The sequence below is a fragment of the Nocardia yunnanensis genome, assembly GCF_003626895.1.
Taxonomy (GTDB): Bacteria; Actinomycetota; Actinomycetes; order Mycobacteriales; family Mycobacteriaceae; genus Nocardia; species Nocardia yunnanensis.
In genome coordinates, this window is record NZ_CP032568.1 from 6,104,728 (window position 1) to 6,130,320 (window position 25,593).

The 25,593-nt window shown below is 66.8% G+C and carries 19 protein-coding genes; 12 read left to right on the top strand and 7 right to left on the bottom strand.

What is annotated here, in order from left to right:
* Nucleotides 1-52 precede the first annotated feature (52 nt).
* The 4 genes from D7D52_RS28630 (at nucleotide 53) to D7D52_RS28645 (ending at nucleotide 9,001) form a co-directional block, all read left to right on the top strand.
* The gene (locus D7D52_RS28630; RefSeq protein WP_120741303.1) at nucleotides 53-6,199 is read left to right on the top strand and encodes a non-ribosomal peptide synthetase; all 6,147 of its coding nucleotides are present in this window, start codon (nucleotides 53-55) and stop codon (nucleotides 6,197-6,199) included.
* Nucleotides 6,200-6,218: 19 nt separating this feature from the next.
* Complete coding sequence (locus D7D52_RS28635) at nucleotides 6,219-6,983, top strand: thioesterase II family protein (RefSeq protein ID WP_120741304.1); 765 nt, start codon at nucleotides 6,219-6,221, stop codon at nucleotides 6,981-6,983.
* A gap of 175 nt (nucleotides 6,984-7,158) precedes the next feature.
* On the top strand, nucleotides 7,159-8,040 hold the full coding sequence (locus D7D52_RS28640; protein ID WP_162958622.1) for a hypothetical protein: 882 nt from the start codon (nucleotides 7,159-7,161) through the stop codon (nucleotides 8,038-8,040).
* 130 nt (nucleotides 8,041-8,170) lie between these two features.
* The gene (locus tag D7D52_RS28645) at nucleotides 8,171-9,001 is read left to right on the top strand and encodes a transposase family protein (protein WP_425464574.1); all 831 of its coding nucleotides are present in this window, start codon (nucleotides 8,171-8,173) and stop codon (nucleotides 8,999-9,001) included.
* A 381-nt stretch (nucleotides 9,002-9,382) separates the two neighbouring features.
* Here the strand turns inward: D7D52_RS28645 and D7D52_RS28650 are convergent, their stop codons facing one another.
* On the bottom strand, nucleotides 9,383-9,559 hold the full coding sequence (locus tag D7D52_RS28650; RefSeq protein WP_222932690.1) for a hypothetical protein: 177 nt from the start codon (nucleotides 9,557-9,559) through the stop codon (nucleotides 9,383-9,385).
* A gap of 271 nt (nucleotides 9,560-9,830) precedes the next feature.
* Between D7D52_RS28650 and D7D52_RS38110 the strand changes: the two genes are divergently transcribed.
* Nucleotides 9,831-10,256, top strand: a complete 426-nt coding sequence (locus D7D52_RS38110) for a hypothetical protein (protein WP_162958623.1) — start codon at nucleotides 9,831-9,833, stop codon at nucleotides 10,254-10,256.
* On the opposite strand, the gene D7D52_RS28660 is transcribed toward D7D52_RS38110, so the two are convergent.
* Entirely contained in the window at nucleotides 10,243-12,567 is a 2,325-nt protein-coding gene (locus D7D52_RS28660) for an MMPL family transporter (protein WP_120741309.1), read from the bottom strand. The two genes, D7D52_RS38110 and D7D52_RS28660, sit on opposite strands and share 14 nt — an antisense overlap.
* A gap of 217 nt (nucleotides 12,568-12,784) precedes the next feature.
* On the opposite strand from D7D52_RS28660, the gene D7D52_RS28665 reads away from it, so the two are divergent.
* The 5 genes from D7D52_RS28665 to tgt all read left to right on the top strand — a co-directional run bounded on the left by D7D52_RS28665 (nucleotide 12,785) and on the right by tgt (nucleotide 19,110).
* On the top strand, nucleotides 12,785-13,372 hold the full coding sequence (locus D7D52_RS28665) for a TetR/AcrR family transcriptional regulator (RefSeq protein ID WP_120741310.1): 588 nt from the start codon (nucleotides 12,785-12,787) through the stop codon (nucleotides 13,370-13,372).
* A 39-nt stretch (nucleotides 13,373-13,411) separates the two neighbouring features.
* Complete coding sequence (locus D7D52_RS28670) at nucleotides 13,412-13,969, top strand: RrF2 family transcriptional regulator (RefSeq protein ID WP_120741311.1); 558 nt, start codon at nucleotides 13,412-13,414, stop codon at nucleotides 13,967-13,969.
* A gap of 116 nt (nucleotides 13,970-14,085) precedes the next feature.
* The gene (locus D7D52_RS28675; RefSeq protein ID WP_120741312.1) at nucleotides 14,086-15,819 is read left to right on the top strand and encodes an ABC transporter ATP-binding protein; all 1,734 of its coding nucleotides are present in this window, start codon (nucleotides 14,086-14,088) and stop codon (nucleotides 15,817-15,819) included.
* The gene (locus D7D52_RS28680) at nucleotides 15,816-17,783 is read left to right on the top strand and encodes an ABC transporter ATP-binding protein (RefSeq protein ID WP_120741313.1); all 1,968 of its coding nucleotides are present in this window, start codon (nucleotides 15,816-15,818) and stop codon (nucleotides 17,781-17,783) included. Before D7D52_RS28675 ends, D7D52_RS28680 begins: the two co-directional genes overlap by 4 nt.
* 76 nt (nucleotides 17,784-17,859) lie before the next feature.
* A complete protein-coding gene (gene tgt, locus D7D52_RS28685; protein WP_120741314.1) occupies nucleotides 17,860-19,110 on the top strand; it encodes a tRNA guanosine(34) transglycosylase Tgt in 1,251 nt (416 codons plus the stop codon).
* Between the two features lie 29 nt (nucleotides 19,111-19,139).
* On the opposite strand, the gene D7D52_RS28690 is transcribed toward tgt, so the two are convergent.
* Entirely contained in the window at nucleotides 19,140-19,910 is a 771-nt protein-coding gene (locus D7D52_RS28690; protein ID WP_120741315.1) for a queuosine precursor transporter, read from the bottom strand.
* A gap of 61 nt (nucleotides 19,911-19,971) precedes the next feature.
* On the opposite strand from D7D52_RS28690, the gene D7D52_RS28695 reads away from it, so the two are divergent.
* Nucleotides 19,972-20,568 (top strand): DUF4190 domain-containing protein, encoded by a 597-nt coding sequence (locus D7D52_RS28695; RefSeq protein ID WP_120741316.1) that lies wholly within the window; start codon nucleotides 19,972-19,974, stop codon nucleotides 20,566-20,568.
* A gap of 74 nt (nucleotides 20,569-20,642) precedes the next feature.
* Here D7D52_RS28695 and D7D52_RS28700 read toward each other — a convergent pair whose 3' ends face one another.
* The 3 genes from D7D52_RS28700 to D7D52_RS28710 all read right to left on the bottom strand — a co-directional run bounded on the left by D7D52_RS28700 (nucleotide 20,643) and on the right by D7D52_RS28710 (nucleotide 22,998).
* Entirely contained in the window at nucleotides 20,643-21,380 is a 738-nt protein-coding gene (locus D7D52_RS28700; RefSeq protein WP_120741317.1) for an RDD family protein, read from the bottom strand.
* Nucleotides 21,381-21,439: 59 nt separating this feature from the next.
* A complete protein-coding gene (gene gluQRS / locus D7D52_RS28705) occupies nucleotides 21,440-22,393 on the bottom strand; it encodes a tRNA glutamyl-Q(34) synthetase GluQRS (protein ID WP_120741318.1) in 954 nt (317 codons plus the stop codon).
* A gap of 98 nt (nucleotides 22,394-22,491) precedes the next feature.
* Nucleotides 22,492-22,998, bottom strand: a complete 507-nt coding sequence (locus D7D52_RS28710; RefSeq protein ID WP_425464695.1) for a DUF309 domain-containing protein — start codon at nucleotides 22,996-22,998, stop codon at nucleotides 22,492-22,494.
* Nucleotides 22,999-23,382: 384 nt separating this feature from the next.
* Here D7D52_RS28710 and D7D52_RS28715 point away from each other — a divergent pair, with 384 nt between their 5' ends.
* The gene (locus D7D52_RS28715; protein ID WP_222932691.1) at nucleotides 23,383-23,592 is read left to right on the top strand and encodes a DUF397 domain-containing protein; all 210 of its coding nucleotides are present in this window, start codon (nucleotides 23,383-23,385) and stop codon (nucleotides 23,590-23,592) included.
* A 284-nt stretch (nucleotides 23,593-23,876) separates the two neighbouring features.
* On the opposite strand, the gene qcrB is transcribed toward D7D52_RS28715, so the two are convergent.
* Nucleotides 23,877-25,508 (bottom strand): cytochrome bc1 complex cytochrome b subunit, encoded by a 1,632-nt coding sequence (gene qcrB / locus D7D52_RS28720; protein WP_120741320.1) that lies wholly within the window; start codon nucleotides 25,506-25,508, stop codon nucleotides 23,877-23,879.
* Nucleotides 25,509-25,593: the final 85 nt, after the last annotated feature.

Here is a 25,593-nt window from a genome sequence, read left to right on the forward strand (position 1 = left end):
AATCCGCTGCGGTGCAAGGCATTCTCGACAACACAGGATTGGTTCGACTGATATGAAATCGCTGGAAGACCTCCAGGCGGCCATGGCCGCCCGGCTCGTGCGGGAGGGGCTGGCCGCCGCTCCCGCGGTCCCGGTGCGCCGTGATCCCACCCGCGCGCCGCTGTCCTTCGGACAGCGCTATGTCTGGGCGCACCAGCAGATTTCGCCCGACAGCGCCGCCTACAATCTGTGCCTGGCGCTCACCTTCGACGGTGACGTGGACGCCGGCGCGCTGCGCCGCGCGTTCCTGGCGCTGGTGCGCCGCCACGAGGTGCTACGCACCACCTACCACAACGACGAGCAGGGCGATCCCTACCAGCTGATACACGACCAGCTGCCACCCCGGTTCACCGAGACCGACCTGAGCGGGCACGCCCCGGCCGAGACCGACCGCCTGCTGGCCGAGCTGGCCCGCGCCGCCGCCCACGAGACCTTCGACCTCTCGGCCGAATCCTCGCTGCGCGTCACCTTCGCCCGCACCCGCCCCGCGCGCCTGGTGGCGGTCGTGACCATCCAGCACATCGCCTGGGACGGCATGACGCTGCCGGCGCTGTCGAAGGATGTGGAGAACTTCTACCGGCAGGCCCGCGCCGGCGAGATCACCGTGGAACCGTTGCGCCGCAATGTCGCCGACTTCGCCGAATGGGAGCAGGACCGCTTCCGCGACGGCGATCACACCGCCGACGCGGCCTTCTGGGAAAGCCAGTTCGACAGCGAGGTTCCCGAACTCCAGCTGCCCTACGACCGCCGCCCGGTCACCGTCAGCGAGCGCGGCGACCGCTTCGACCGGCTGCTCGGCGCGGCCGCCGACGCACGGTTGCGCCGCCTGTCCGCCGACCTGCACGCCACCCCGTTCCAGGTGTTCCTGGCCGCCTACTATCTGGCCCTGCGCACCACCACCGGACAGCGCGACATCGTGGTCGGCACCACGGTCGCCAACCGCGAGGAATCCGGTCAGGAACTGCTGATCGGCAACCTGTCCAACATGATTCCGCTGCGCTTCACCGGCGCGGGTGCGGCGACCTTCGCCGATCTCGTCGCTCAGGTGCGCGCGACCACTACGGAAGCGTTCCGGCACAAGCATTTCCCGCAGGAGGCGATCGTCCGGGCCGCCAACCGCGCCACCGGGCACGTCGGCTCGAAGCTGTTCGACACCATGGTGCTTTTCCTACACCAGCAGATCGAGGGTCCGCGGCTGCCGGGCGCGACCACCAGCTGGGAGCTCATCGACAACGGCGGTGCGCTGCTGCCGCTGGTGGTCGAGACCTTCATGCACGCCGACCGCACCGACGTCCAGATCACCTATCGCACGGACCTTTTCGACGCCGCCACCATCGAGCGGCTGCACGAGTACATCGACCAGGTGCTGGCCGCCGCGACACCCGGTGCGGCCCTGGGCGCGCTCGAGACGCTGTCCGCCGCGGACCGGGCACGTCTGGACGACTGGTCCTTCGGCGACCGCCCCGCCATCATGCCGGAAACCGTGGACGCCATGATCCGCGGTTCCGCGCGCGACCACCCGGAGCGCACGGCCGTCGTGTTCGAGGACATCGAGCTGACCTACGCCGAATTCGATTCCCGCGTCAACGGTCTGACGCGATTGCTGCTGGAACGCGGTGTGCGCAACGGTGATCGAGTCGGCGTATACGCCGAACGCAGCGAATGGCTGCCGGTCGTGTTCGCGGCCGTCGTGCGCACGGGCGCGGTGTACGTGCCCGTCGATCCGAGCTACCCGCTCGACCGGATCGAGTACATGCTCGGCGACGCCGATCCGCGACTGCTGATCACGTCGGTCTCGCCGGAGCGGCGTCTGGCCGCCGACCTCGCGATCCCCGTCCTGGATCTCGCCGCCGATCGGATCCGCGCCGAACTGACCGCCGCCGACCGGAGACCGGTCCGGCCCGGGGAGCTCGGCCGCCCCATCCACCCCCTGGATGCCGCGTACCTGCTGTACACCTCCGGCACCACCGGCCGCCCCAAGGGCGTGGTCGTCCATCATCGTGCTGTCGCCAACCACGTCCAGTGGATGCGCGACTACCTGGGCTTCGGCGCGGAACGCATTCTGCAGAAGGCCCCGATCGGTTTCGACGTCTCGGTGTTCGAGCTCGTCAACGCACTGTGCACCGGCTCGACCACCGTGCTCCCGCACCCGGAATGGTGGCAGGCCGATGTGGAGGCGCTGGCCGGAATCATCGAGCGGCACCAGGTCACTCAGCTGTCGCTGGTACCCAGCGTGACCCGCGCGTTCCTGGATGCCGGGCCGGATCCGGCGCGCTTGCGGTCCATGCGCTACGTCTATCTGGGCGGCGAATCGGTGCCGCCCGCGCTGGTCGAGGAGGCCGGCCGGGTGTTCGGCGGCACCGTGCTGGGCCTGTACGGCCCGACCGAGGCCGCCATGGACCTCACCCACGAGGACTTCGCCGGGACGCAAGGGTCCGACGAGATCCGTTCCGCGCTCATCGGTGTGCCCGAATCGAATTCGTCGGTATTCGTCCTCGACGAGCAGCTGCGGCAGGTGCCGCCCGGCGTCACCGGCGAGCTGTACCTGGGCGGCGTGCAGCTGGCCCAGGGCTACCACCGCCGCGCCGGCCTGAGCGCCGCCACCTTCGTGGCCTGCCCCTTCGCGCCCGAATCGGGGGCGCGCATGTACCGCACCGGCGATATCGTGCGCTGGAATTCGCGTGGCCGCCTGGAATACCTGGGCCGCGTGGACGATCAGGTCAAGATTCGCGGCCACCGCATCGAACTCGGCGAGATCGGCACCACACTGCGCCGCATGCCCGGCATCGGCTCGGCCGCCGCCGTCGCCTTGCCGCGCGACACCGACGCGGTGCTGGTCGCCTACTACGTGGCCGAGCCGAACACAGTATGCGCCACCGACTCCGAGACCGCTGTCGCCGAACGTATTCGCGCCTACCTGGCCGACCGGCTGCCGGACTACATGATTCCGGCCGCGCTGGTGCGCATGGCCGCGCTGCCGTTGACCGCCAACGGCAAGCTCGATCGCCGCGCTCTGCCCGTTCCCGAGCTGGGCGGCAACACCGGTCGAGGCCGCGAATTGCGGGATGGTCCAGAGAGATTGGTCGCCGAGGTGACCCGGCAGGTGCTCGGCCTGGCCGCGGATCTCGAACTCGCCGCGGACGACGACTTCCTGGCGCTGGGCGGCGACTCCATCACCGCCATCCGCATGGCCTCCGCGCTCAAGAAGCGCGGGCTGACCATCACCACCAGCGCGCTGTTCGAGGCCCGCACCATCGCGGCCATCGCCGCCGCCACCGCCGCGGTCCTCGACACCGGCGCGCCCGCGCTCGTCGCCTGCGGCGACACCGGCTGGATCCCGCTCAACCCGATCGCGGCCATGCTGGTCGAAAAGGTCGGCCACTACACCGGATACAGCCAGGCCACCGCCATGGTCACCCCGCCGGACGCTACCTTCGAACGGCTGGCCGCCGCGATCGACGCACTGCTCGACCGTCACCCGCTGCTGCGCGCGCGCCTCGAGCTCGCGGCCCACGGCGATCCCGCGCCCGGCAGTGCCGACGGCGAATCGAAACACGCTGCCGCGTACTACGTTCCGGCGGTCGGCGAGCCACGAGCGGCGGTGGAACTGCTCGAGATCGTGGTCGCCGACGAGGAGTGGGAAGCGGTCACCCCCGACCTGCTGCAACAGCAGTTGCACGCCGCCGGCGCCGGTCTCGATCCCGCCGCGGGCCGCATGGTCGCCGCCGTCTGGGTGCGCACCCCCGACCGCGCGACCGGTCGTCTGCTGCTGGTGGCGCACCACCTGGTGGTGGACGGCGTCTCCTGGCGCATCCTGCACGACGATCTCCGCCAGTGCTGGCGTGACGGCACGCTCGAGGCGGACACCGGCACGTCGGTGAAAGCCTGGAACACCAGCCTGATCCAGGCCGCGCACCGCGCCGAACTGGTCGCGCAGCTGCCGCGCTGGCAGGCCGTCGCCGCGAGCGCGGACCCCGTGCTGGGCAGCCGCGCCTTCGATCCGGCCGTGGACACCGTCGCCACCCTGCACGAGGTCACCGCCGAACTCGACGCCGAGGACACCCGCTTCCTCATGACCACCGGCGCACAGGCGTTCGGCTGCGACTTCCTCGATATCCAGGTCGCCGCGCTGGCCGTCGCCGTGCACCGCTTCCGGCGCGCGCGCGACAACGACGCCGGCACCGTCTCACTCACCATGGAACGCCACGGAAGGGTCGAAACCCTGTTCGTCGGAACCGATCTCGCGAACACCGTGGGCTGGTTCACCTGCGCCTACCCCGTCGCGCTCGACGTCGTGAGGGGCGGCGAGACCGATATGGTGGACGCGGTCAAGGCGGTCAAGGAACAGCTGCTGGCCGTACCGGACTCGGGCATCGGCTGGGGTCTGCTGCGCTGGCTGAACGACGACGGCCGTGCCGCGCTCGCCGACTGTCCCGCGCCGCAGTTGAGCTTCAACTACATGGGCCGCTTCGACGTCGCCGAGGCGGCCGAAACCTGGTCAGCCGCGCCGGAATTCGGTTATCTCGGCGGCCACGCCGACCCGGCCATGCCGGTGGCCGCGGTGCTGGACGTGAACACGGTGACCATCACCGACGGCGGCAGCGCCACCCTGCGCGCCTCCTTCCGCTTCCCGGCGGGCGTGCTCACCGACGCCGAAGTGCACGAACTCGCCGACCTGTGGGCCGGCAGCCTGCGCGACTTCGCGAAGACAGTGCGCGACAATCCGATTCGGCAGCTCACGCCCAGCGACGTGCTGGCTCGCGAGATCACACAGCTGGACCTGGACCGCTGGCTGACCCTCTACGGCGCGTTCGACGACGTGCACCCGCTCGCGCCCATGCAGGCCGGGCTGTACTTCACCGCGCTCGGGTCCGGCGGCAAGGACTTCTACAACGTGCAGACCATGATCGCCGTGCGCGGCGCGCTGGAGCTGCCGCGGCTGAGCGCCGCCCTGGACACGGTGGTCAACCGCTACCCCAACCTGCGCATCCGGATCTCGGTGTCGCATGCGGGGCAGCCGTACGCGATCGTCGCCGATCACGTCGAGGTCGCGGTGCGGGAGGTCGATTTCGCCGATCGCCCCGACGCCGATCAGCGCCTGCGTGAACTGCTGCTGGTCGATCAGGGCGAACAGTTCGACCTGGCTCGCGGCCCGCTCACCCGCGCCACCGTCGTGCATCTGCCCGGCGCGGTGCACATGCTGGTGCTCACCTCGCACCACCTGCTCACCGACGGCTGGTCGGGGCAGCTGCTGCCGCAGGAGATCTTCGCCGCCTACCTGTCCGACGGCACGGCCGCGCCGCTCGGCGATCCCGGCACCTTCGCCGAATTCCTACGCCGCACCCAGGACTGCGAGGCCGACACCGAGGCCGCCTGGTCCGGTTATCTCGACGGCGTGCAGCCCTGCCTGGTCGCCCCCAACCGGGCGCCCGAGGGCGGCGGCGTGCCCACCGGCCGCTCCGCCGCCATCGATCCCGAGGTGGTGGATCGGCTCACCGCGCTTGCCGCCGAACTCGGCACCACCTTCAGCGTGGTCTGCCAGCTGGCCTGGGCCAATGTGCTGCGCTACGTGACCGGGTCGGAGACAGCGGTTTTCGGTGAGGTCGTCTCGGGCCGCCCCGCCGATCTCGACGAGGTCGATCATGCGGTGGGCTGCTTCGCCAACACGATCCCGGTCGCGGTCGGGCTGCGCGACGCGGCCAGCTGGCGCGAACTGCTCGCCGAGATGCAGCGCCGCCGAGTCGAACTCATGGAGTTCCACCAGTACCGGCTCACCTCGGCCATCCGTGCCACCGGGGTGCGCAAGCTGTTCGACTCCATGTTCGTCTTCCAGTCCTACCCGCCCGGCCGCGACGAGCTGAAAACCCTGCTGGCGCAGGCGAACCTGGAACTGGTCACCTTCGAAGGCGGCGGCGCGACCGACAACGCGCTGCTGCTGATGATCTTCCCGGCCAACTCGCTGCTGCCCGCCGACGGCGTGCAGGCGGTGGTCTTCTACGCCGAGGACTCCTTCGACCCCGCCGAGGCCGAGATCGTCGAGGCCGCCTTCCACGACACCCTGCGCGCCATCGCCGCCGACCCCGACCGCCTGCTCGGCGACACCCCGGTGCTCGGCGACGAGGACCACGGCCTGCTGGTCATGCGCCGGATGTGGCAGTGAGAGAACAGGAACGAGAACAATGAGCAACAGCCTCGGATGGATCCGCAAGTTCCATCGACCCCGCACCCCCGGCAGCCCCACGCTGCTGATCTGCCCGCACGCGGGCGGCGGCGCGTCCACCTACCGCCCGTTCTCCAAGGCGCTGTCCGAGCGGTTCGACGTCGCCATCTTCCAGTACCCGGGCCGCCAGGACCGTGCCCGCGAAACCGCGCTGCGCAGCGTCCCCGAGATCGCCGCGGGCGCCTTCGCCGAATTCGAGCGCTCCCCGCAGAACAATAGCGCCCCGATCACCGTGTTCGGGCACAGCATGGGTTCGGTGGTGGCGTTCGAATTCACCAGGCTCGCCGCCGAAGCCGGGATTCCGGTGCGGCTGCTGGCCGTCTCCGGTGCGGTCGCGCCGTGGCGGGTCGCGGACATGCCGCCGCATCCCACCGAGGACGAACAGCTGCTCGATCACGTCGGCGGTTTGCAGGGCACCGGGGCCGATGTGCTGGCCAACCGGGAGCTCATGCGCATGGCGTTGCCCGCCCTCAAGGCCGACTACGCCGCTTTCGACGCCTACACCTGCCCCAGGGAGGCGGTCCTGGACGCGCCCGTGCACGCCCTCGGCGGCGAGGACGACGAGTTCGTCACCATGGGCGATCTCTACGGCTGGCAGCAGCACACCAGCCAGGAACTTCAGGTCACCATGTTCGAGGGCGGGCACTTCTACCTGCACGACCATGTCGCGGCCATCGCGGAAACGCTGGCGGCCGAACCGATCCGGGAACCGGTGGGCCGATGAGTTTCCTGAGTCAACCCCTATGCGGCGATTGGCTGTTTTTCGGGCTCGTGCCGGGTGGGGTTGTAGGCGATTTTGGTGCGCCAGCAGGCCCAGATGATGCGCATCCAGGCGCGGCCGAGGGTGTCAGGTATCAGGTTCTTGTGGTGAGAAACCGTTTACCTGGGACTCCACGCCTGTGTCCGGGCAAGTCCCGAAACTCACGAATGCCCGAATCATTCAGGCACACAACAAACTTGGTGAGATCACCTCACTGCACCAAACCCACATTCGTGCCAGCCGTCGTGGCATCTCGTTCGAATCCCGTCGCTTCGACTTCATTGGCGGTGGCGCGTCTGTCGAGTGGCAACTCGCGAGACCCAAACTGCGCTTCCCGTCGCTGCTCGATTGGGCCGGAGCACGGGCACAGGTGCACGGCATGACCACCAGCCTGTCCACTCCCGGCGCGCACGCAGAACTACTGGCCCGTCTCCTAGGAAACCGTGCCGAGCTCGCCGAGTTGGTCTCTGGTCCGCTGGCTGCGGGGTTGCACTCGTTCGTGGCTGAGCGCACAAAAAAGCCCGAGGGGGCCGGCCTTCCCGAGGAGCACGGCTGCGTGGTTCGCACCGAGACATTCCTTACCTTCCAAGGAATCTGCGAACGATCCGATCAGCAGGTCAGCGTCGACACGCGAGACAAGGTCGATCACCTGACCGACCGCGGGCTCTTCATCCGCGGGCTGGTCCTTGGATGTGCCCACTGCACGCACGTCTCGTTCGTCCCGATCGATAACCTCGGCTCCAAATTCCGGTGTCAGCGGTGCCTGAGCGACAACAACCTCACCCGGGAACGCTGGCACAAGCCCTTCGCCGAACCTCAATGGTTCTACGACCTGCACCCCACGGCGCGAACCCTGCTCAGCGAGAACGGCCATGTGCCACTGTTGCTGTCGCACTACCTGCGGCAACGGAGTCGCCGCTTCGCTGACGCGGCAGAGTTCAACCTGCTCGGAGACGATAACCGTAAGAAGGCCGAGACGGATCTTCTCGCCCTGGCCGATGAGCAGCTCTCAGTGAGGTGATCTCATCAACTTCGGTGTGTGCTTGAGGGATTCGGGCATTCGGGAGTTTCGGGACTTGCCCGGTCATGGGCGTGGAGTCCCAGGTAGACCGGTTTTCTCCCACAGAATTCCGATGCCTGAAGGACTCCACGTGATTGCCTATCGTGCCATGCTCGACGTGTCTCGGGAGCTGGTCTGCCATGTTTCGCGGTTGCTGGCCGCCGAACGACGAGCCCGCGGCACCCGCCGCGGTGCCCGGGCGCTGACACCGTTTCGGCAGGCGATGTTCGTGCTGGCCTGGTTCCGTAAACGCGAGGACATCGCGGTGCTGGGCGCAGGTTTCGGTATCAGCCGCTCGACCGCCTACCGCTATCACGGCGAGGCGATCGACGTGCTCGCCGCCCAAGCCCCCGACCTGCACGAAGTCCTGCACCACGCGCACGAGCAGGGAATGACGCATCTGAACCTGGACGGCAAGCTGTTTCGCTCCGACCGCTGTGGCGAGCAGACCCTCAGCGTGAAAGGCGAATCGATCGACGCCTGGTATTCGGGCAAGGCCCACGCCCCCGGAGCCAACCTGCAAGCACTCACCGCGCCCGACGGATTCCCGCTGTGGATCTCCGACGCCGAACCCGGCTCGACCCACGACATCACCGCCGCCCGCACCCAGGTGCTCGGCGCATTATGTTGGGCCGCGGCACATCTGGATCTGCCGACCCTCGCCGACGCCGGATACGACGGCGCCGGGATCGGGGTGCACACCCCGGTCAGACAGCCCTGCGACGGCCGCGACCTCGATATCGACACCCGCACCCGGAACGCTCTGCTGCGCGGGCTGCGTTGCCTGGCCGAACGCGGTTTCGCCCTGCTCACCGGACGCTGGCGCGCCCTGCACCACTTCACCACCAGCCCCGAACGAATCGGCGACATCGTCAAAGCCGCACTCGTCCTCACCCATTTCGAACACGGCCGACACCAATGAAAGTCGCTGAGATCACCTCAGTGAATCGGGGCTGGACGGCTGCGAAAAAGAGCGCGGACGAGGTCGGCGCGTCAGTGCGCCGCTGCCGATACAGCCCTTGGCTCCGCCCGAGTTCGGCAGGTTCTTGCAGCTCGAGATACTAAAACGGCAGGGCTGGTGACAAGAATCTGACAAAGAATGCCGGGCGAAGGCCAGTTTTGGCCGTGGACGCGAGTGAATGAGATGCCAGCGCTAGCATGGTGTTTGGTGAATTTGCCCAGGTTGTGGTAGTGGGGTGACGGAGAGTTCAAATCCTCCGCCACCGCTCGAAGGCTCCGACCTGAATTTAGGTCGGAGCCTTTTTCATTCGTCCGGCAGGTTCGTCAGCAATCCGACTGAAGCTCACTTGATTTCGTAGTGGAGGACCTTGGTGGGGCGTTCGAGGAGGTAGTCATCGTCTTCGGGGTAGTAGACGGCCTGCTCGATGTCGGTGCCCGCGAAGCCTTCGATGGCGGCGTAGGAGTCCCAGAAGCTCAGGGTGATGATATCGGCTCGGTCGCCTTCGACGCGGGTCAGCATCCACGCCCCTTGGTTTCCGGGGGTCTGCTTGTACTCCTTGATTCCGGTGTCCTGGATGTAGGCGACGTAGGGGGGCCAGGTCGGTCGCGCGGACCACTCCGCGCCAGATGCGAGCGATCATCCCGCGATGGTAGCTCCGAACATCAACGGCCCCATACGGTTCGGCATCGGAGCGAGGGCTTATTCGGATTGCAAGGGATGGTTAAGGCGCGCGGGTCAGGCTTGGTTGTGGCGCAGGTTCGGCCTGTGCGCGAGCAACCGGGAGGGGCCGATGTCGGTCGTCGTGTTGTGGGGGATGGTTGTGCTGCTGCTGGTGGTGATTTGGTGGTACTGGCGGAAGCCGGAGATTACGGGGCGGCGCGGTGGCGGACCTATGCGCTCGCCGCAGTGGGGATCGTCGCTCTCGTGGCGGTTGTCTGGGCGTTTTCGCATCATTCGAGGGTGCCGTCGCCCGGCGACGATCCGGGTGTGCAGCCACCGGTGTTCCAACCTCGGTGAGTGGCGCAACGGTTTCGAGGTGACCACCGTCGAGCAGGTGCGGGCCCGGCGGTCGAATGGGAATTCGATCGATGTGAAGGGACCCGCCGTCGACGTGGTCGAGGCCATCGCTTCCTACGGTGACCGTCGAACGCACTCGGCCCCCCACCCGAAATCGAGTGGGGGGCCGAGGGGTTACGAGCGGATCAGCCGACCGTGATGGGCTGCTTGTCCTCGGTGGGCGCCGAGGCCTCCTTCAACGCGGTGAGCTTGGAGCCTTCCACGTCGATGTCGGGGAGGATGCGGTCGAGCCACTTCGGCATCCACCAGGCCCATTTGCCCAGGAGGGCGAGGAGGGACGGGATGAGGATCATGCGGACGATGAAGGCGTCGAAGAAGACGCCGGCGGCCATGGCGAAGCCCATGGATTTGGCGACCACGTTGTCGTCGAGCATGAAGGCGCTGAACACCGAGATCATGATGATGGCGGCGGAGGTCACGACGCGGGCGCCGTGGTGGTAGCCGCTGATCATGGCGTCCTTGGCGGACTTGCCGTGCACGTATTCCTCACGCATGCGGGTCACCAGGAAGACCTGGTAGTCCATGGCGAGACCGAATACCAAGCCGATCAACATGATCGGCAGGAAGCTGACCAGCGGATGCGGGTCGAACAGGCCGAAGGTGCCCTCCTGGAAGAGCAGGACCGTCGCGCCGAAGGTGGCGGCCATGGACAGCAGGAAGCCCAGGGCGGCGGTCAGCGGCACCAGGATGGAGCGGAAGACCAACAGCAGCAGCAGGAATGCCGCGCCCGCCACGATGGACAGGTACGGAATGATCTTGTGCAGCAACGCCTGTGAGACATCGGTGTAGATGGCGGTGGTGCCGGTGATGCCGTACTCCATGCCGTAGCGGCTGTTGAAGTCCGATTCCGCGTTACGCGCGTGCTCGACGAGGTCCTTGGTCTCCTTGTTGTTCGGCCCGGACTTGGGCACCCCGGTGAAGAGCGCGGCCTCCCCGTCCTGACTGCGCTGCGAAGCGGTCAGATAGTCCATGCCCGGGTAGCTCTTCAGCTTGCCGCGCAACTCCTCGAGCGCCTGATCGCGTTGATCCGCCGGCGTCTTCGAAAGATCCACGGCCACCATGAGAGTGCCGTTGGAGCCCTCGCCGAAGCCCTTGGTCTGCAGGTCGTACGCCTTGTAGAGGGTGGTGTCCTTCGGCATGGAATCGCCGCCGGGCAGACCCAGCTGCAGGTTCACCGCCGGCGCGGCGAGCAGGCCCAGCAGCACCACGGCCGCCGCCAGCGTCAGCGCCGGAGCCTTGCCGATGAAGCGGGCGAAGCGAATACCGTTGGTGACCGAGTGCTCGTCCTCGGGATCGTGCTGGGCGACCAGCGGCAGCTTCGGCTTGAACAGCGTGCCGCCGAACGCGCCGAGCAGCGCCGGCATCAGCGTCACCGCGACCAGTACCGCCATGGTGGCGGTGATCGCGCCGCCGACGCCCATGTAGGTGAGGAAGTTGACGCCCACGAAGCTGAGCCCGGCCAGCGCGATGATGACGGTCAGACCGGCGAAGATGACCGCGGAACCGGCGGTGCCCACCGCGGTGCCCGCCGCCTCTTCCGGCGAATTCGACACGGCCAGTTCGTGTTTGTACCGCGACACGATGAACATGGCGTAGTCGATGGACAGCGCGATGCCGATCATCGACGCCAGCGTCGGGGTGAAGGCGGGCACGGTCAGCCAGTGCGTGCCGAACATGACGATGGCCATGGCCGTGCCGACACCGAAGATCGCGGTGATGATGGGCACGAACGCGGCGACGATGGCGCCGAACGCGATGATCATCACCACCAGCGCCACGCCGACGCCGATCATCTCGGAGGCGCCGCCGGCGGCCTGCTTCTGCTCGATATTGCCGGTGAGCTCCACCTGCAGCCCGGCGTCGCGCGCGCTCTTGCCCACGTCGTAGGCGGCGTCCTGGTCGGCCGGCTTGATGTCGGAGAACTTCGGAATGCTGTAGAGCGCCTTGACGATCGCCACCGAGTCCGGGTTGGTCTTGTTCAGGACGTTCAGCGGCGCGTTGGCGCAGACACCGGCGAAGTTCGGATCGGCGCGATTGCCTTCGAGGCAGTCGATGCCCGCGGGCTTGCCGATCTGCTTGGTGGCCGCGATCGGATCCATCGGCGGCTTGTTCTTGTCGATGATGTCGAGCTTGCCCAGATCCGCGAGGAAGCCTTGCAGCGCCGCCGCGTTCTTGGGGTCGGTCAGCGTCTCACCGTCGGGCGCGGCGATCACGTAGGTGCCGCTGACGGTGTTGGAGTCGAAGTCCTTGGACGCGCCGGGGAAGTGCTTGTCGAGAATCTCGGTGGCCCGCTCGGACGGCAGGCCCGGCATCGAGAACGAGTCTTGGAACGGTTTGGCGAGCGCCGCGCCGGTGCCGCCGATGACGAGCAGCGCGGCGATCCACGCCGTGATGACTATCCATTTCCGGCGGAAGGCGAACTTTCCCCACCGATAGAGGTATACGGACACGAGGGGTTCTCCTGGGCGAATGGGTATACGGGCGAAACAGGGTGCTGTGCGCAAGCGCGTAGACAGTCACTGCCGCCGGGAGCCTCGGCCCCCCGCCTCCACGAAAACTAATCTGCCTACCGTGCGGTAGGTAGACTACCGACCGGATAAGCGGAGGAACAACCTCGACTCTAGGTGGCGTGCGTCGCACACCGAGCCGGGGTGAGAGGATGAGAGCATGGGCGCCCCAGTCGTTTCCGGATCAGTTGCCGCAGGTAGAAGCACCAAAGATGCGATCAGAGAGGCCGCGCTCCAGCTTTTTTCGACCAAGGGCTTCGATCACAGCAGTCTGCGCGAGGTCGCGGATGCGGTGGGAATCACAAAAGCCTCGCTCTACTATCACTACGCCTCGAAGGTCGATCTGCTCATCGCGATCATCGAGCCGATGTTCGACGAGCTCCGCGCTCAGGTCGACGGTCTCGACGAGCTCGAGCACACCCCCGAGAACGTCCGCCGGATGATTCGCGAGCGCCTGCGCTCGACCCTGGCCAACCGGCACGTGGGCGCGCTGTGCATGCGCGACACCGTCGCCATCGTCAATGCCCTGGGCAACCGCTACCCCGACCTCATCGAATTGCATCACCGCACCTGCCGCTGGCTGGCCGGACCCGGTGCCGACGCCGATACGCTGCTGCGCGCGGCCGCCGCCATGCAGGTGCTCAGCACCGCCATGATCTCCCCGGAGATCGTGCCCGGCACCGACACCGCCCAGGTCGAGGAAACCTTGCTCGATGCCGCGCTCGGCGTGCTGTATCCGGCGCGCTAGGGTTTTGCCGCAACCATCGATCTCGATCAGGAGTTCTCCGTGCACATCACCGCGAAGGTCGATTACGCGGTGCGCACGCTCGTGGAAATCGCGAAGGCGCAACCGGATTCGGTGAAGGCCGACGCCATCGTCGCCGCCCAGGACATTCCGCCCAAGGTGCTGGAATCGGTGGTGGCGGATCTGCGCAAGGGCGGCCTGGTGACCAGTCGCCGCGGCCCGGACGGCGGCTACCGGCTGGCCCGCCCGGCCGCGCGGATCAGCGTCGCCGATGTGATTCGCGCCGTGGAGGGTCCGCTGGCCTCGGTGCGCGGGCAGCGACCGGAGGATGTCGGCTATCCGGGCGCGGCCGAACCGCTGCAGCGCGTGTGGATCGGGCTGCGGGTGAACATCCGCTCGGTGCTGGAGCGGGTCACCATCGCGGATATCTCGCACGATCTGCTGCCGTCGTTCCTGGACGAACTGCTGCACGATCCGGATGCCTGGACCCGGCGTCCGCGCCCGGTCGACGAGCCGGTCGCGCCGACCTCGGAGAGCGCAGGCTCGGTCGAGTGGCGCGATGCCGTCGAGTGGCGGGATCTGGACCAGCCCGACGTCTGAAACACGCTCGATTCAGCGAAGGATCCGCGCTGACCGGCGGCGATTGGAGCCGGCGTGCGACAGTGCCGAAAAACGTCGCGGCGGCGCCCCGGTTTCGGCGGTAGCCTGCCACCATCATGTTGATCCGACTTCTCCGCACCTTCCTCTGGCCCTATCGGACACAACTGGCCGGGGTCGTCGTGCTCCAGCTGATCTCGGTCATCGCCATGCTGTATCTGCCCACGTTGAACGCCGACATCATCGACAACGGCGTCACCAAGGGCGATATCGGCTACATCTGGTCCACCGGCGGCTGGATGCTGCTGGTCACCGCCATTCAGATCATCGCCCAGGCGATCTCGGTGTACCTGGGCGCGCAGGCCGCCATGGGCGCGGGCCGCGATATGCGCGCCGCGCTGCTGCACCGGGTGGGCACCTTCTCCGCGCGCGAGGTCGGCGTGTTCGGCGCGCCGTCGCTCATCACGCGCAATACCAACGATGTCGGCCAGGTGCAGCTGCTGGTGCTGATGAGCGCCACCATCCTGGTGATGGCTCCGATCATGTGCGTCGGCGGCATCGTCATGGCATTGCGCGAGAGCCTCGGGCTCTCGTGGCTGCTCTTGATCGCGGTGCCCGCGCTGGGGTTGTCGATGGCCTTCATCATCAGCCGCATGGTGCCCGGTTTCCGGCGCATGCAGGAACGCATCGACGCGGTGAACCGCGTACTGCGCGAACAGATCACCGGCATTCGCGTGGTGCGCGCGTTCGTGCGGGAACGGCAGGAGACGGCGCGTTTCGGGGTCGCCAACACCGAGCTGACCGCGCAGTCGCTGTATGTCGGCAAGTACATGGCGCTGATGTTCCCGATGGTCATGCTCATCTCGAACGTCACCACGGTCGGCGTGATCTGGTTCGGCGGGCACTCCATCGACAAGGGCGAGATGCAGATCGGTTCGCTCACCGCGATGCTCGCCTACATCATGCAGATCCTGATGGCCGTCATGATGGCCTCGTTCCTGGCCATGATGGCCCCGCGCGCCGCGGTCTCGGCCGAGCGCATCGGCGGGGTACTCGACACCGAGTCGTCGGTGGCGGAACCGGTTGCGCCGCAACCGTTCCAAGGTGATCCCGGCACGGTCGAGCTGGCGTTCGCGGAGTTCAAGTTCCCGGGCGCGGAGAAGGCGGTGCTGCGGGCCATCCGATTCCAGACCCGGCCCGGCACCACCACGGCCATCGTGGGCGCCACCGGCGCCGGCAAGACCACGCTGATCAACCTGATCCCGCGGCTCATCGACGTCACCGACGGCGCGGTGTACGTGGGCGGCACCGATGTGCGCCACCTCGAATTGGAGGCGCTGCGTTCGGAGATCGGCCTGGTGCCGCAGAAGGCGTACCTGTTCTCCGGGACGGTCGCCTCCAATCTGCGCTACGGCAAGCCGGACGCCACCGACGAGGAGCTGTGGCACGCGCTCGAGATCGCGCAGGCCGCGGATTTCGTGCGCGAGATGCCGCAGGGCCTGGAAACCCCGGTGGCACAGGGCGGTACGACGGTGTCGGGCGGTCAGCGCCAACGTCTGGCCATCGCCCGCGCGCTGGTGCGCAAGCCGCGGGTCTACCTGTTCGACGACTGCTTCTCCGCCCTGGACGTCGCCACCGACGTGCGCGTCCGCGACGCCCTGAGGCCGGAGACGTCGAACGCGTCGGTCATCATTGTGGCGCAACGGATCTCGACGATCCGCGACGCCGATCAGATCGTGGTGCTGGAGGACGGTGCGATGGCTGGAATCGGCACCCACGACGAATTGCTCAGGGACTGTTCGGAATACCGCGAGATCGTGGAGTCGCAGTTCAGCGCGGAGGAGGTGCGATGAGGCCCGGAGCGGTGAATCCCGGTGCGCCGGACGCCAAGGCGAAGTCCTTCGGCCCGTCGCTGAAACGGTTGCTGCGCATGCTCGCGCCGGACCGGTTCTATCTGATCGCGGTGTTCGCGCTGGCCGTCGGTTCGGTGGTGCTCAACACCCTGGGCCCGCAGATCCTCGGCAAGGCCACCAACCTCATCTTCGACGGTGTGGTCGGCAAGAGCCTGCCCGCGGGCGAGACCAAGGCCGATCTGGTCGAAAAGCTGCGCGCCGGCGGCAATTCCACCTTCGCCGACATGCTCGCGAGCATGAACGTGATTCCCGGCACGGGCATCGATTTCACCGCGGTCGGTCACGTGCTGGCGTGGGTGCTGGCGCTCTACATCGGCGCGGCGGTGTTCGGCTGGCTGGAAGCCCAGCTGCTGATCATCGTGATCAACCGGACCGTGAAGCGGCTGCGCGCGCAGATCGAGGACAAACTGCACCGGCTGCCGCTGCGCTACTTCGACTCGATGCCGCGCGGCGACGTGCTCTCCCGCGTCACCAACGACGTCGACAATATGGCGCAGACGTTGCAGCAGACCATGTCTCAGCTGATCATCAACGTGCTGTCGGTGATCGGCATCCTGATCATGATGTTCTGGATCTCCTGGATCCTGGCCCTGATCGCGCTGCTGACCGTGCCGTTGGCGGTCATCGTGACCGCGCAGATCGCCAAGCGCTCCAAGCCGCATTTCGTGGCGCAGTGGAAGTTCACCGGTGAGGTCAACGCGCAGGTCGAGGAGGCGTTCACCGGCCACGAGGTGGTCAGCGCCTTCGGTCGTGTGCGCGAGGTCGGCGAGCGGTTCGACGAGACCAACGACAAGCTCTACAACTCGTCGTTCAAGTCGCAGTTCATCTCCGGGCTGATCATGCCCGCCATCATGTTCCTGGGGAACCTGAACTACGTGCTGATCGCCGTGGTCGGCGGGCTGCGGGTAGCGTCGGGGCAGCTGTCGCTGGGTGAGGTGCAGGCGTTCATCCAGTACTCGCGCGGCTTCACCCAGCCGCTCACCCAGATCGGTTCCATGATGAACCTGCTGCAGTCGGGGGTGGCGTCGGCGGAACGCATCTTCGAGATCCTCGACGCCGACGAGCAGTCGGCCGATCCGGATTCCGAGGACACGCGGCCGGTGGATCGTGGGCGGGTGGCGTTCGAGGACGTGTCGTTCCGCTACGAGCCGGAGACCCCGGTCATCGAGGACCTCTCGCTGGTGGCCGAACCCGGGCACGTGGTGGCCATTGTCGGGCCGACCGGCGCGGGCAAGACCACGCTGGTGAATCTGCTCATGCGGTTCTACGAGGTGGATTCCGGGGCGATCACCATCGACGGCGTGGACATCACTCGCATCAGCCGCGACCGCCTGCGGACGCGGATGGGCATGGTGTTGCAGGACACCTGGCTGTTCGGCGGGACCATTCGGGAAAACATCGCCTACGGCAATCCGGACGCCACCGAGGAGGAGATTCTCGAGGCCGCTCGCGCGGCGTATGTGGATCGGTTCGTGCACGCGCTGCCGATGGGCTACGACACCGTCATCGACGAGGAGGGTTCCGGCGTCAGCGCCGGTGAGAAGCAGCTCATCACCATCGCGCGGGCGTTCCTGGCCAAGCCGTCCATCCTCATCCTGGACGAGGCGACCAGCTCGGTCGACACCCGCACCGAACTGCTGGTGCAGCACGCCATGGCGGCGCTGCGCCGGGACCGCACGAGTTTCGTGATCGCACACCGCCTTTCGACGATCCGCGACGCCGACACCATCGTCGTGATGGAAAAAGGCAAGATCGTCGAGCAGGGCACCCACGACTCCCTGCTGCGCGACCGCGGCGCCTACTACCGCCTCTACAACGCGCAATTCGCCGCCGCCATCACCGACGGCGAAGGCAACAACGTCGACGATGTCGAGCTGGACGCCGTGGCGCTCGGCAAGGGGTAGCCCACATTCCACCCGGCCTGGCCCGCACCAGTCGGTGCGGGCCAGGCTACTTTTCACGAAGTGAGAAGATGCCTCTGTGTCTTCTCCCTCCGAGTTCTCGTTCAAGGTCGGTACCCGTCTGGAAGGGCGGCATGGCAGGACGGGCGTGATCAGTACCCCGCACGGGGACATCGCCACGCCCGCCTTCATTCCGGTGGGTACCAAGGCCACGGTCAAGGCCGTGCTGCCGGAGACGATGAAGGAACTCGGATCGCAGGCGCTGCTGGCCAACGCCTATCACCTGTATCTGCAGCCCGGCCCGGACATCGTGGACGAGGCCGGGGGTGTGGCGTCGTTCATGAACTGGCACGGCCCGACCTTCACCGATTCCGGCGGCTTCCAGGTCATGTCGCTGGGTGTCGGTTTCAAGAAGGTGCTGGCCATGGAGGCCGTCGGCGTGCGGAGCGACGACGTCATCGCCAAGGGCAAGGAGCGCCTGGCCCACGTCGACGACGACGGCGTCACCTTCCGCTCGCACCTGGACGGCTCCAAGCACCGGTTCACGCCGGAGGTGTCCATGGGCATCCAGCATCAGCTGGGCGCGGACGTCATGATGGCCTTCGACGAGCTCACCACGCTCATGAACACCCGTGGCTACCAGGAGGAATCGCTGGAGCGCACGCGCCGCTGGGCGCAGCGCTGCCTCGACGAGCACGAGCGCCTCACCGCCGCCCGCTCGCATCGCCCCTATCAGGCGCTGTTCGGCGTGATCCAGGGCGCGCAGTACGAGGACCTGCGCCGCAAGGCATGTCGCGATCTGGAGGAGCTGCGCGGCGCGGCCGGCACCGGATTCGACGGTTACGGCATCGGCGGCGCGTTGGAGAAGCACAATCTGGGCACCATCGTCGGCTGGTGCTGCGACGAGTTGCCGGAGAGCAAGCCGCGGCATCTGCTCGGCATCAGCGAACCCGAGGACATCTTCACCGCGGTGGAGAACGGCGCGGACACCTTCGACTGCGTGAATCCCTCACGCGTGGCGCGCAATGCGGCGCTGTACACCGACGAGGGCCGGTTCAATATCAATACGGCGCGGTTCAAGCGGGATTTCACGCCGATCGACGAGACCTGCGACTGCTACACCTGCGCGAATTACACCCGCGCCTATATCCATCACCTGTTCAAGGCGAAAGAGATTCTCGCCGCGACCCTGTGCACCATCCACAACGAGCGTTTCACGGTGCGCCTGGTGGATCGCGTCCGAGAAAGCCTGGACGGCGGCTATTTCGACGACTACAAGACCGATTTCCTGGGCCGCTGGCGCGGCCGCATCAAAGCCCCTGGCCTGTAAGAGGATTCGACACGACCGCGCCGAAATCTCTACTCGTAGATGGCGGAGCGCTCACGCGGTCGGTAGGAGGGTTCCCGCTTCTTCAGAAAAGCGATGCAGCGGTAGCTGATCGGCAGCACGCACATCTCGACGAGGGTCTTCCAGATGAAGCCCACGATCGTGTAATTGAAGTAGTCACCCCAGGTGTGGATGCCGATGGCGGTGGCGGCGATCGAGCAGAACACGAAGGTATCGCCCACCTCGCCCGCCACGGTCGAACCGAGCAGCCGCGCCCACAGGTGCTTCTCCTTGGTCTTCTCCTTGATCAGCACCAGGGTGATCGAGTTCAGGAACTGACCCACGAAGTACCCGGCGATACCGGCGAAGGCCAGCTGCGGGGTATGGCCCAGCACATCGCCGAAGGCCGAGCCGTTCTGGTCGAGGTCGCCGGTGGGCAGCTTGATGACGATCTGGAAGCAGATGATCATCAGCAGGAGCGCGCCGAAACCGTAGTAGACGATGCGGCGGGTGGCCCGGAAGCCGTAGACCTCGCTGAGAATGTCGCCGATGACGTAGGCGAGGGGGAACAGGAAGAACGCGCCGTCCATGGTGAGGGGCAGCACGGTGATCGGTCCGAAGGAGACATGGCTCCCGGAGAAGAACTGCACGCCCTTGGCGACGCACACATTGGAAATCAACAACACGGCGGTGAAAGCCACCGCCACCGGTGTGAAATATCCCCCCGCCGCATCCGCGAAGCTCGCGTGTTCGGGCGCGGGGTGTCCAGATCGGCCGTCTTCGACCGTTTTCGTATCACTCACCCGGAAAGTATCCCTGCCTGGAGCGATACGCACGGACCGGTGGGTGTCCTACGCTGAGCCCATGACGAATCCCGGCGATTCCGACGAGTGGTGGAAGCAGTACGGCGGCGAGGGCGTGGCGCCCGAGGCGCCGTCGCAACCGCCGCCGCCGGCGACCCCGCCGCCCGCCGGCTACACCTCCGCCCCGCAGTACCAGAATCCGCCGCTGACTCCGCCACCGCAGCCGGTGTATCCGACTTATCCGCCGCCGCAGGCGAATTCGAGTCCCGGATACCCCGCTGCCGGGCAGCAGCCGCCCGCCTACGGCCAGCCTCAGGCGTATGGCCAGCCGCAGCCGTACGGCCAGCAGCAGCCCTACGGCTATCAGCCCTACGGCTACGCGCAGCCCTCGCAGCAGACCAATTCGATGGCCATCGCCTCGCTGGTGGTCTCGATCATCGGCCTGCCGTCCCTGTTCTTCTGCCTGTTCATCCCGGTGGTCTCGATCGTCGGACTGGTGCTGGGCATCGTCGGCCTCAACCAGGTCAAGACCAATCAGCAGCAGGGCCGCGGCCTGGCGCTGGGCGGTATCTGGGTGGGCGCGATCGGGGCCGTCATCGGTATCGCGCTACTGCTCGTCCTGGTCAGCATCGGAAACTGGCATTCGTCGACGTACTGACGAAAGCCGCTGTGCGGCAAAAGAAATGGGGCGCATCCGGTTGGATGCGCCCCATTCTCGTGGGTGAGCGGGGGTCAGCCCTTGAGCACCTGGGTGCCGCCGGCGAACTTGTCGTGCCAGCCCTGCTTGTTCGGGTCCTGCTCGATGGAGATCGCGGCCCAGATCATCAAACCGATGCTGACCAGGTTGCCGAGGCAGTACACGATGTCGGCCGCGACGAAGATGTTGCGCTTCAGCGACGTGACGACATCGAGGGGCGCGCCGCCGGGGCCGATCACGCGCAGGCCGAGCAGCTTCTTGCCGAGGGTCTGGCCGTTGTTCTGGGTCTCCAGCAGCACGAAGTAGGCGGTGATAACCACGGCGGTGATGATCGAGCCCAGGATGGACGCGCCGATGCCGCCACCCATGGCCGCCTCGAGGATCCCGACGACGATACCCGTGGGGATACCGGCGACCAGGTAGTCGATGACGCGGGCGCCGAAGCGGACCCACAGCTCACCCGGCTGCGAGCCACCGAAACCCGGTGCGCCGTAAGGCTGATTGCCGCCCGGGTAGGCCTGGTACGGCTGCTGACCGTAGGGCTGCTGCTGACCGTAGGACGGCGGCTGCTGGCCGTACTGCGGCGGCTGCTGCTGGGCGTACGGATCGGACTGCTGTCCGTAGGGCTGCTGCTGCGGCTGCTGGGCGTAGGGGTCGGACTGGCCGTAGGGCTGCTGCCCGTACGGCTGCTGGGGCTGCTGCCCGTAAGGCTGCTGCCCGTACGGCTGGCCGCCCTGCGGATATTGGTTGGGGTCGTACCCACCGCTCGTCATTGTTTCGCCGTCCTCGTCGAATTCGTTCGGGATCTGGTCGATCTGGTCGAGTGCGTACGTTACGGATACTCACAGGGTTGCAACAACCCGTTCGGGTCGAGTCTCCACGGTTCGCGCGGAAGAGTTTCCGGCCGGAATCGTTCCAGCAGATCCGACGGCGTGTTCACCTCGTCGTAGCCCAGCGACGCCGCGAGGGCTTCGAACACCTGCCGCGGGGTTTCGCCGCGGGCCACGCGATCACGCAGGGTGACCGCGCCGTCGCGTTTGGCCAGGCGCTGCCCGGCCGGGTTCAGCACGAGCGGGACGTGGGCGTATTCGGGAACGGGCAGGTCGAGCAGGGTCGCCAGATAGGCCTGGCGCGGGGTCGACGGCAGCAGGTCGTCACCGCGCACCACCTGATCGATGCCTTGATCGGCGTCGTCGACGACGACGGCGAGGTTGTAGGCGGGGGTGCCGTCACCGCGGCGCAGCACCAAATCGTCCACCGCGCCCCGATATTCACCGAGCAGCCGATCGGTGACGGTGAATTCGGTGACGTCCGCGCGCAATCGCAGGGCGGCGGGCCGGCCCGCGTCGCGGCGCTGCCGCCGCTCTCGCTCGGTGAGATTCCGGCAGGTCCCCGGGTACGCGCCCAGCGGACCGTGCGGCGCGGTCACCGCCTGCTGTATTTCCCTTCGCGTGCAGAAGCATTCGTAGGTGAGGCCGGCCGCGGTCAGGCGTGCGAGGGCGGCCTCGTACAGCGGCAGCCGCTCGGATTGCCGGACCACCGGCGGGTCCCAGTCCAGCCCGATGGCCGCGAGATCCTCGAGCTGCCGCGCGGCCGCGCCCTGCCGCACCCGGTCCAAATCCTCCACCCGCATGAGGAATCCGCGTCCGGTCGAGCGGGCGAACAGCCAGGCCAGCAGTCCGGTGCGCAGGTTGCCCACATGCAGGTCGCCCGAGGGGCTGGGGGCGAAGCGGCCGAATCGCGCACCGGCGGGTGCGGGCGTTGCTGGGACGGGGTGGGTGGACACGTCTGTCGATGGTAGTTCGCATACTTCGCAGTTCCGTCGCTGCTTCGCATTCTGGTGGCGGCGCACTCCGCATGCGAGCGGGCAGCCGGATTGCGAACTCAGCGCGTACCAGTGAGTCGCGGTCGAAGGTCGTTCTCGGAGAGCGGTTTTCCCTGGTCGAGCGCGGTGAGGAGGGCGTCGGCGCAGGCCACCAGGCCGGCGGTGTCGATGTCGTAGGGGGCCGGTCCGTAGGCCGTCAGGCGCTGCGCCGCACGCGTCAGCAGAGTGCGAGCTCCCTTCGAATTTCCACGCTGAATGTGGGTCAGTCCAACGGCGAACTGCGCAAGGCCCTGCCACAGCGACTTTTCCGCGAACGGTCCGTTCTTCCATGCGGCCTCGAGTACCTCGTGCGCGTTGAATGCGAGTCCGTCGTCTATGAGGCGTTGGGCGTAGTCGAGGGTCTCGGTCGGCGGCAGGTCGAGATCGTCGGGTATGCGAGGTACACCCGTGCTGCCGAGAGGGAGGGGTCGCCCAAAACGGTCACGGGGTCGGGCATTCCGGGCACGGCCCTCCTCGTCGCGGTCGCGGCCGATGTCTTCCTGGGGCTGGTCGGGCATGTCCTCCATGATTCCCCATGCGGCAGCACCCGGCCCGCAGAAAGTTTGCCAGATGCTGCGCGAATGGTCAGCCACCCGAATTCGGACTTCTGAAATCGAAAGACCTCAAATTGCGGCTAATTTAGCGCAAATTATTAGCTGGCTAACCTTGCCGTAAATTTGCTGGTTGAAAACGAAAGAATGCGATCTCCTTATGTCGAACCCTGCTAGTGTTTAGCGCGGGAACGGCCATCGGGGGCGCATTCCCATCGCGAAGTGCAGAGAATCGGTTGTACGGAGCGTTTGCGTGCGGCCCGTGGCGCACCCGGGATTCGTGAATCTCGTGGGATCCCGAGGTCACCAAGATCGATGCCAGCAAGTCTCATGCCTGAACGCAGCAAAGGAGCTAGTACCGTGAAGGTGGATTTCACCGGCGCCGTGTGGCGCAAGAGCAAACACAGTGGCCCCAACGGCAACTGCGTCGAGGTCGCGTTCCTCGGCGACGGCAATGTCGCGGTTCGCGACAGCAAGGATCAGGGCGGCGGCCCGATCCTGGCCTTCACCCCCGGCGAATGGGACGCCTTCATGGCCGGCGTCTCCGACGGCGAGTTCAAGCGGGCCTGACCGCAGCCCCACGAACCGCCACCCTGGTCAGCCCCAACCTGATCGGGCCGACGATCAGCCCCAACCTGATCGCACCGGGAGCAAAAAAGAAGCCCCGAGTCCCGGAGACTCGGGGCTTCTCTATGTAATTGCCCTCCGCTTCGCTACGGGCGGGTTCGCGGCCCTGCAAGCTCGATTCTTCCCTCCTCCGCTCCTCCGCTCCTCCGCTTCGCTCCCCGGCTCCAAGCGCGGGGAGGCGGAGCGCAGTCCAGAATCGAGCCGGGCCGCGAACCTTGCGGGTGGTGTCAGGGGGTGTTGTTGTTCTGCGCCCGCCGCAGCACCGCGAGCTGCGTGTGCTCGGCTTCGCGGTCGTTGGCGGCATTGAGTTCCCGCTCGGCGGGCGGATCCGCGAAGAAGAACGCACCCGTGCCCGGCCGGCCGGCGATGCCCAGCTCGTTCATCTTCCGCGGTACGCGAGCGCCCTGGTACTCCAGCGGAATCGGATGGCCGTGCGCGTCGACCGGGCCCAGCGGCTGATGCACCTCGATGTACTCGCCGTGCGGCAGCCGCCGGATCACCCCGGTCTCGATGCCGTGCTCGAGCACCGACCGGTCGGCCCGCTGCAGACCCACGCACAACCGGTAGGCGATGGTGTACGCCAGCGCCGGGACGGTCAGCAGCCCGATGCGGAAGGCCCAGGTGGTGGCATTGAGCGAGATATTGAACTTGAACGCGATGATGTCGTTGACGCAGGCCAGCGTGAGAATCAGATAGAAGCTCAGCGCCATCGCCCCGATCGCGGTGCGGACCGGCACATCCCGCGGCCGCTGAAGCAGATTGTGCCGCACCCGATCCCCGGTCAGCCGCTTCTCGATCCACGGGTAGCCGATGAGCAGGCCGAAGATCAGCGGCATGAACAGCGCCACCGAGAACGCGCCCGGCACGGTGTGGCCGAAGATGTAGAGCTCCCAGGCCGGGAACAGGCGCAGGAAGCCGTCGGTCCACATCATGTAGAAGTCGGGCTGGGTGCCGGCGGAGACCTGAGACGGGTTGTAGGGCCCCAGATTCCAGATCGGATTGATCTGCAGCAGCCCGCCCATGAGCGCCAGCGCGCCGAGGGTGAAGGCGAAGTACGCGCCCTGGTCCAGCGAGAACACCGGCACGATGCGGGTGCCGATGACATTCTTCTCCGAGCGTCCCGGCCCCGGATACTGCGTGTGCTTCTGATACCAGACCAGCGCGATGTGAACTCCGATGAGCGCCAGCATGATTCCGGGCAGCAGCAGCACGTGCGCGATATAGAGGCGCGGAATGATGATGGTGCCGGGGAAGTCCCCGCCGAACATGAGCCAGTGCAGCCAGGTGCCGATGACCGGGCTGCCCAAGGTGATGCCGGCGAAGGCGGCGCGCAGGCCGGTGCCCGAGAGCAGGTCGTCGGGCAGCGAGTAGCCGAAGAAGCCCTCGAACATGGCCATGATGAACAGCAGCGCGCCGATCACCCAGTTGGCCTCGCGCGGTTTGCGGAAGGCGCCGGTGAAGAAGACCCGGCACATGTGAATGATCATGGACGCGGTGAAAAGCAGTGCGGCCCAATGGTGCACCTGCCGCACGAACAGTCCGCCGCGTACGTCGAAGGAGATATTGAGCGCGGTCTCGTAGGCGCGGGACATGGTGACCCCGCGCAATGGCTGATACGAGCCGTTATAGGTCACGTCCTGCATGGACGGATCGAAATACAAGGTCAAATAGACGCCGGACAGCAAGAGGATGATGAAGCTGTACAGCGCTATTTCGCCGAGCAGGAACGACCAGTGGGTCGGAAAGACCTTGTTGATCGATCTTTTCAGGAATGCGGCCCCTTTGTACCGCTCGTCCGCCTCATTGGCTTGCGTCGCAAGTCGACCGGCGATCTTGGATCTGTGTGCCGTGGTTGCCATTGCGGTCACCCCGCCCCAGGGACAGTGAAAAGGCTTCTACTACACACGGTAGCACCCGTGGCGACCGCGTCGTAGGGAGTTTCGC

What these genes read in the sequence shown, in the direction of transcription:
- D7D52_RS28630 (WP_120741303.1), top strand. Translation starts at nt 53, where the DNA reads ATGAAATCGCTGGAAGACCTCCAGGCGGCCATGGCCGCCCGGCTCGTG.
- D7D52_RS28635 (WP_120741304.1), top strand. Translation starts at nt 6,219, where the DNA reads ATGAGCAACAGCCTCGGATGGATCCGCAAGTTCCATCGACCCCGCACC.
- D7D52_RS28650 (WP_222932690.1), bottom strand. Translation starts at nt 9,559, where the DNA reads ATGCTGACCCGCGTCGAAGGCGACCGAGCCGATATCATCACCCTGAGC.
- D7D52_RS38110 (WP_162958623.1), top strand. Translation starts at nt 9,831, where the DNA reads ATGTCGGTCGTCGTGTTGTGGGGGATGGTTGTGCTGCTGCTGGTGGTG.
- D7D52_RS28665 (WP_120741310.1), top strand. Translation starts at nt 12,785, where the DNA reads ATGGGCGCCCCAGTCGTTTCCGGATCAGTTGCCGCAGGTAGAAGCACC.
- D7D52_RS28675 (WP_120741312.1), top strand. Translation starts at nt 14,086, where the DNA reads ATGTTGATCCGACTTCTCCGCACCTTCCTCTGGCCCTATCGGACACAA.
- D7D52_RS28680 (WP_120741313.1), top strand. Translation starts at nt 15,816, where the DNA reads ATGAGGCCCGGAGCGGTGAATCCCGGTGCGCCGGACGCCAAGGCGAAG.
- D7D52_RS28695 (WP_120741316.1), top strand. Translation starts at nt 19,972, where the DNA reads ATGACGAATCCCGGCGATTCCGACGAGTGGTGGAAGCAGTACGGCGGC.
- D7D52_RS28700 (WP_120741317.1), bottom strand. Translation starts at nt 21,380, where the DNA reads ATGACGAGCGGTGGGTACGACCCCAACCAATATCCGCAGGGCGGCCAG.
- D7D52_RS28710 (WP_425464695.1), bottom strand. Translation starts at nt 22,998, where the DNA reads ATGGAGGACATGCCCGACCAGCCCCAGGAAGACATCGGCCGCGACCGC.
- qcrB (WP_120741320.1), bottom strand. Translation starts at nt 25,508, where the DNA reads ATGGCAACCACGGCACACAGATCCAAGATCGCCGGTCGACTTGCGACG.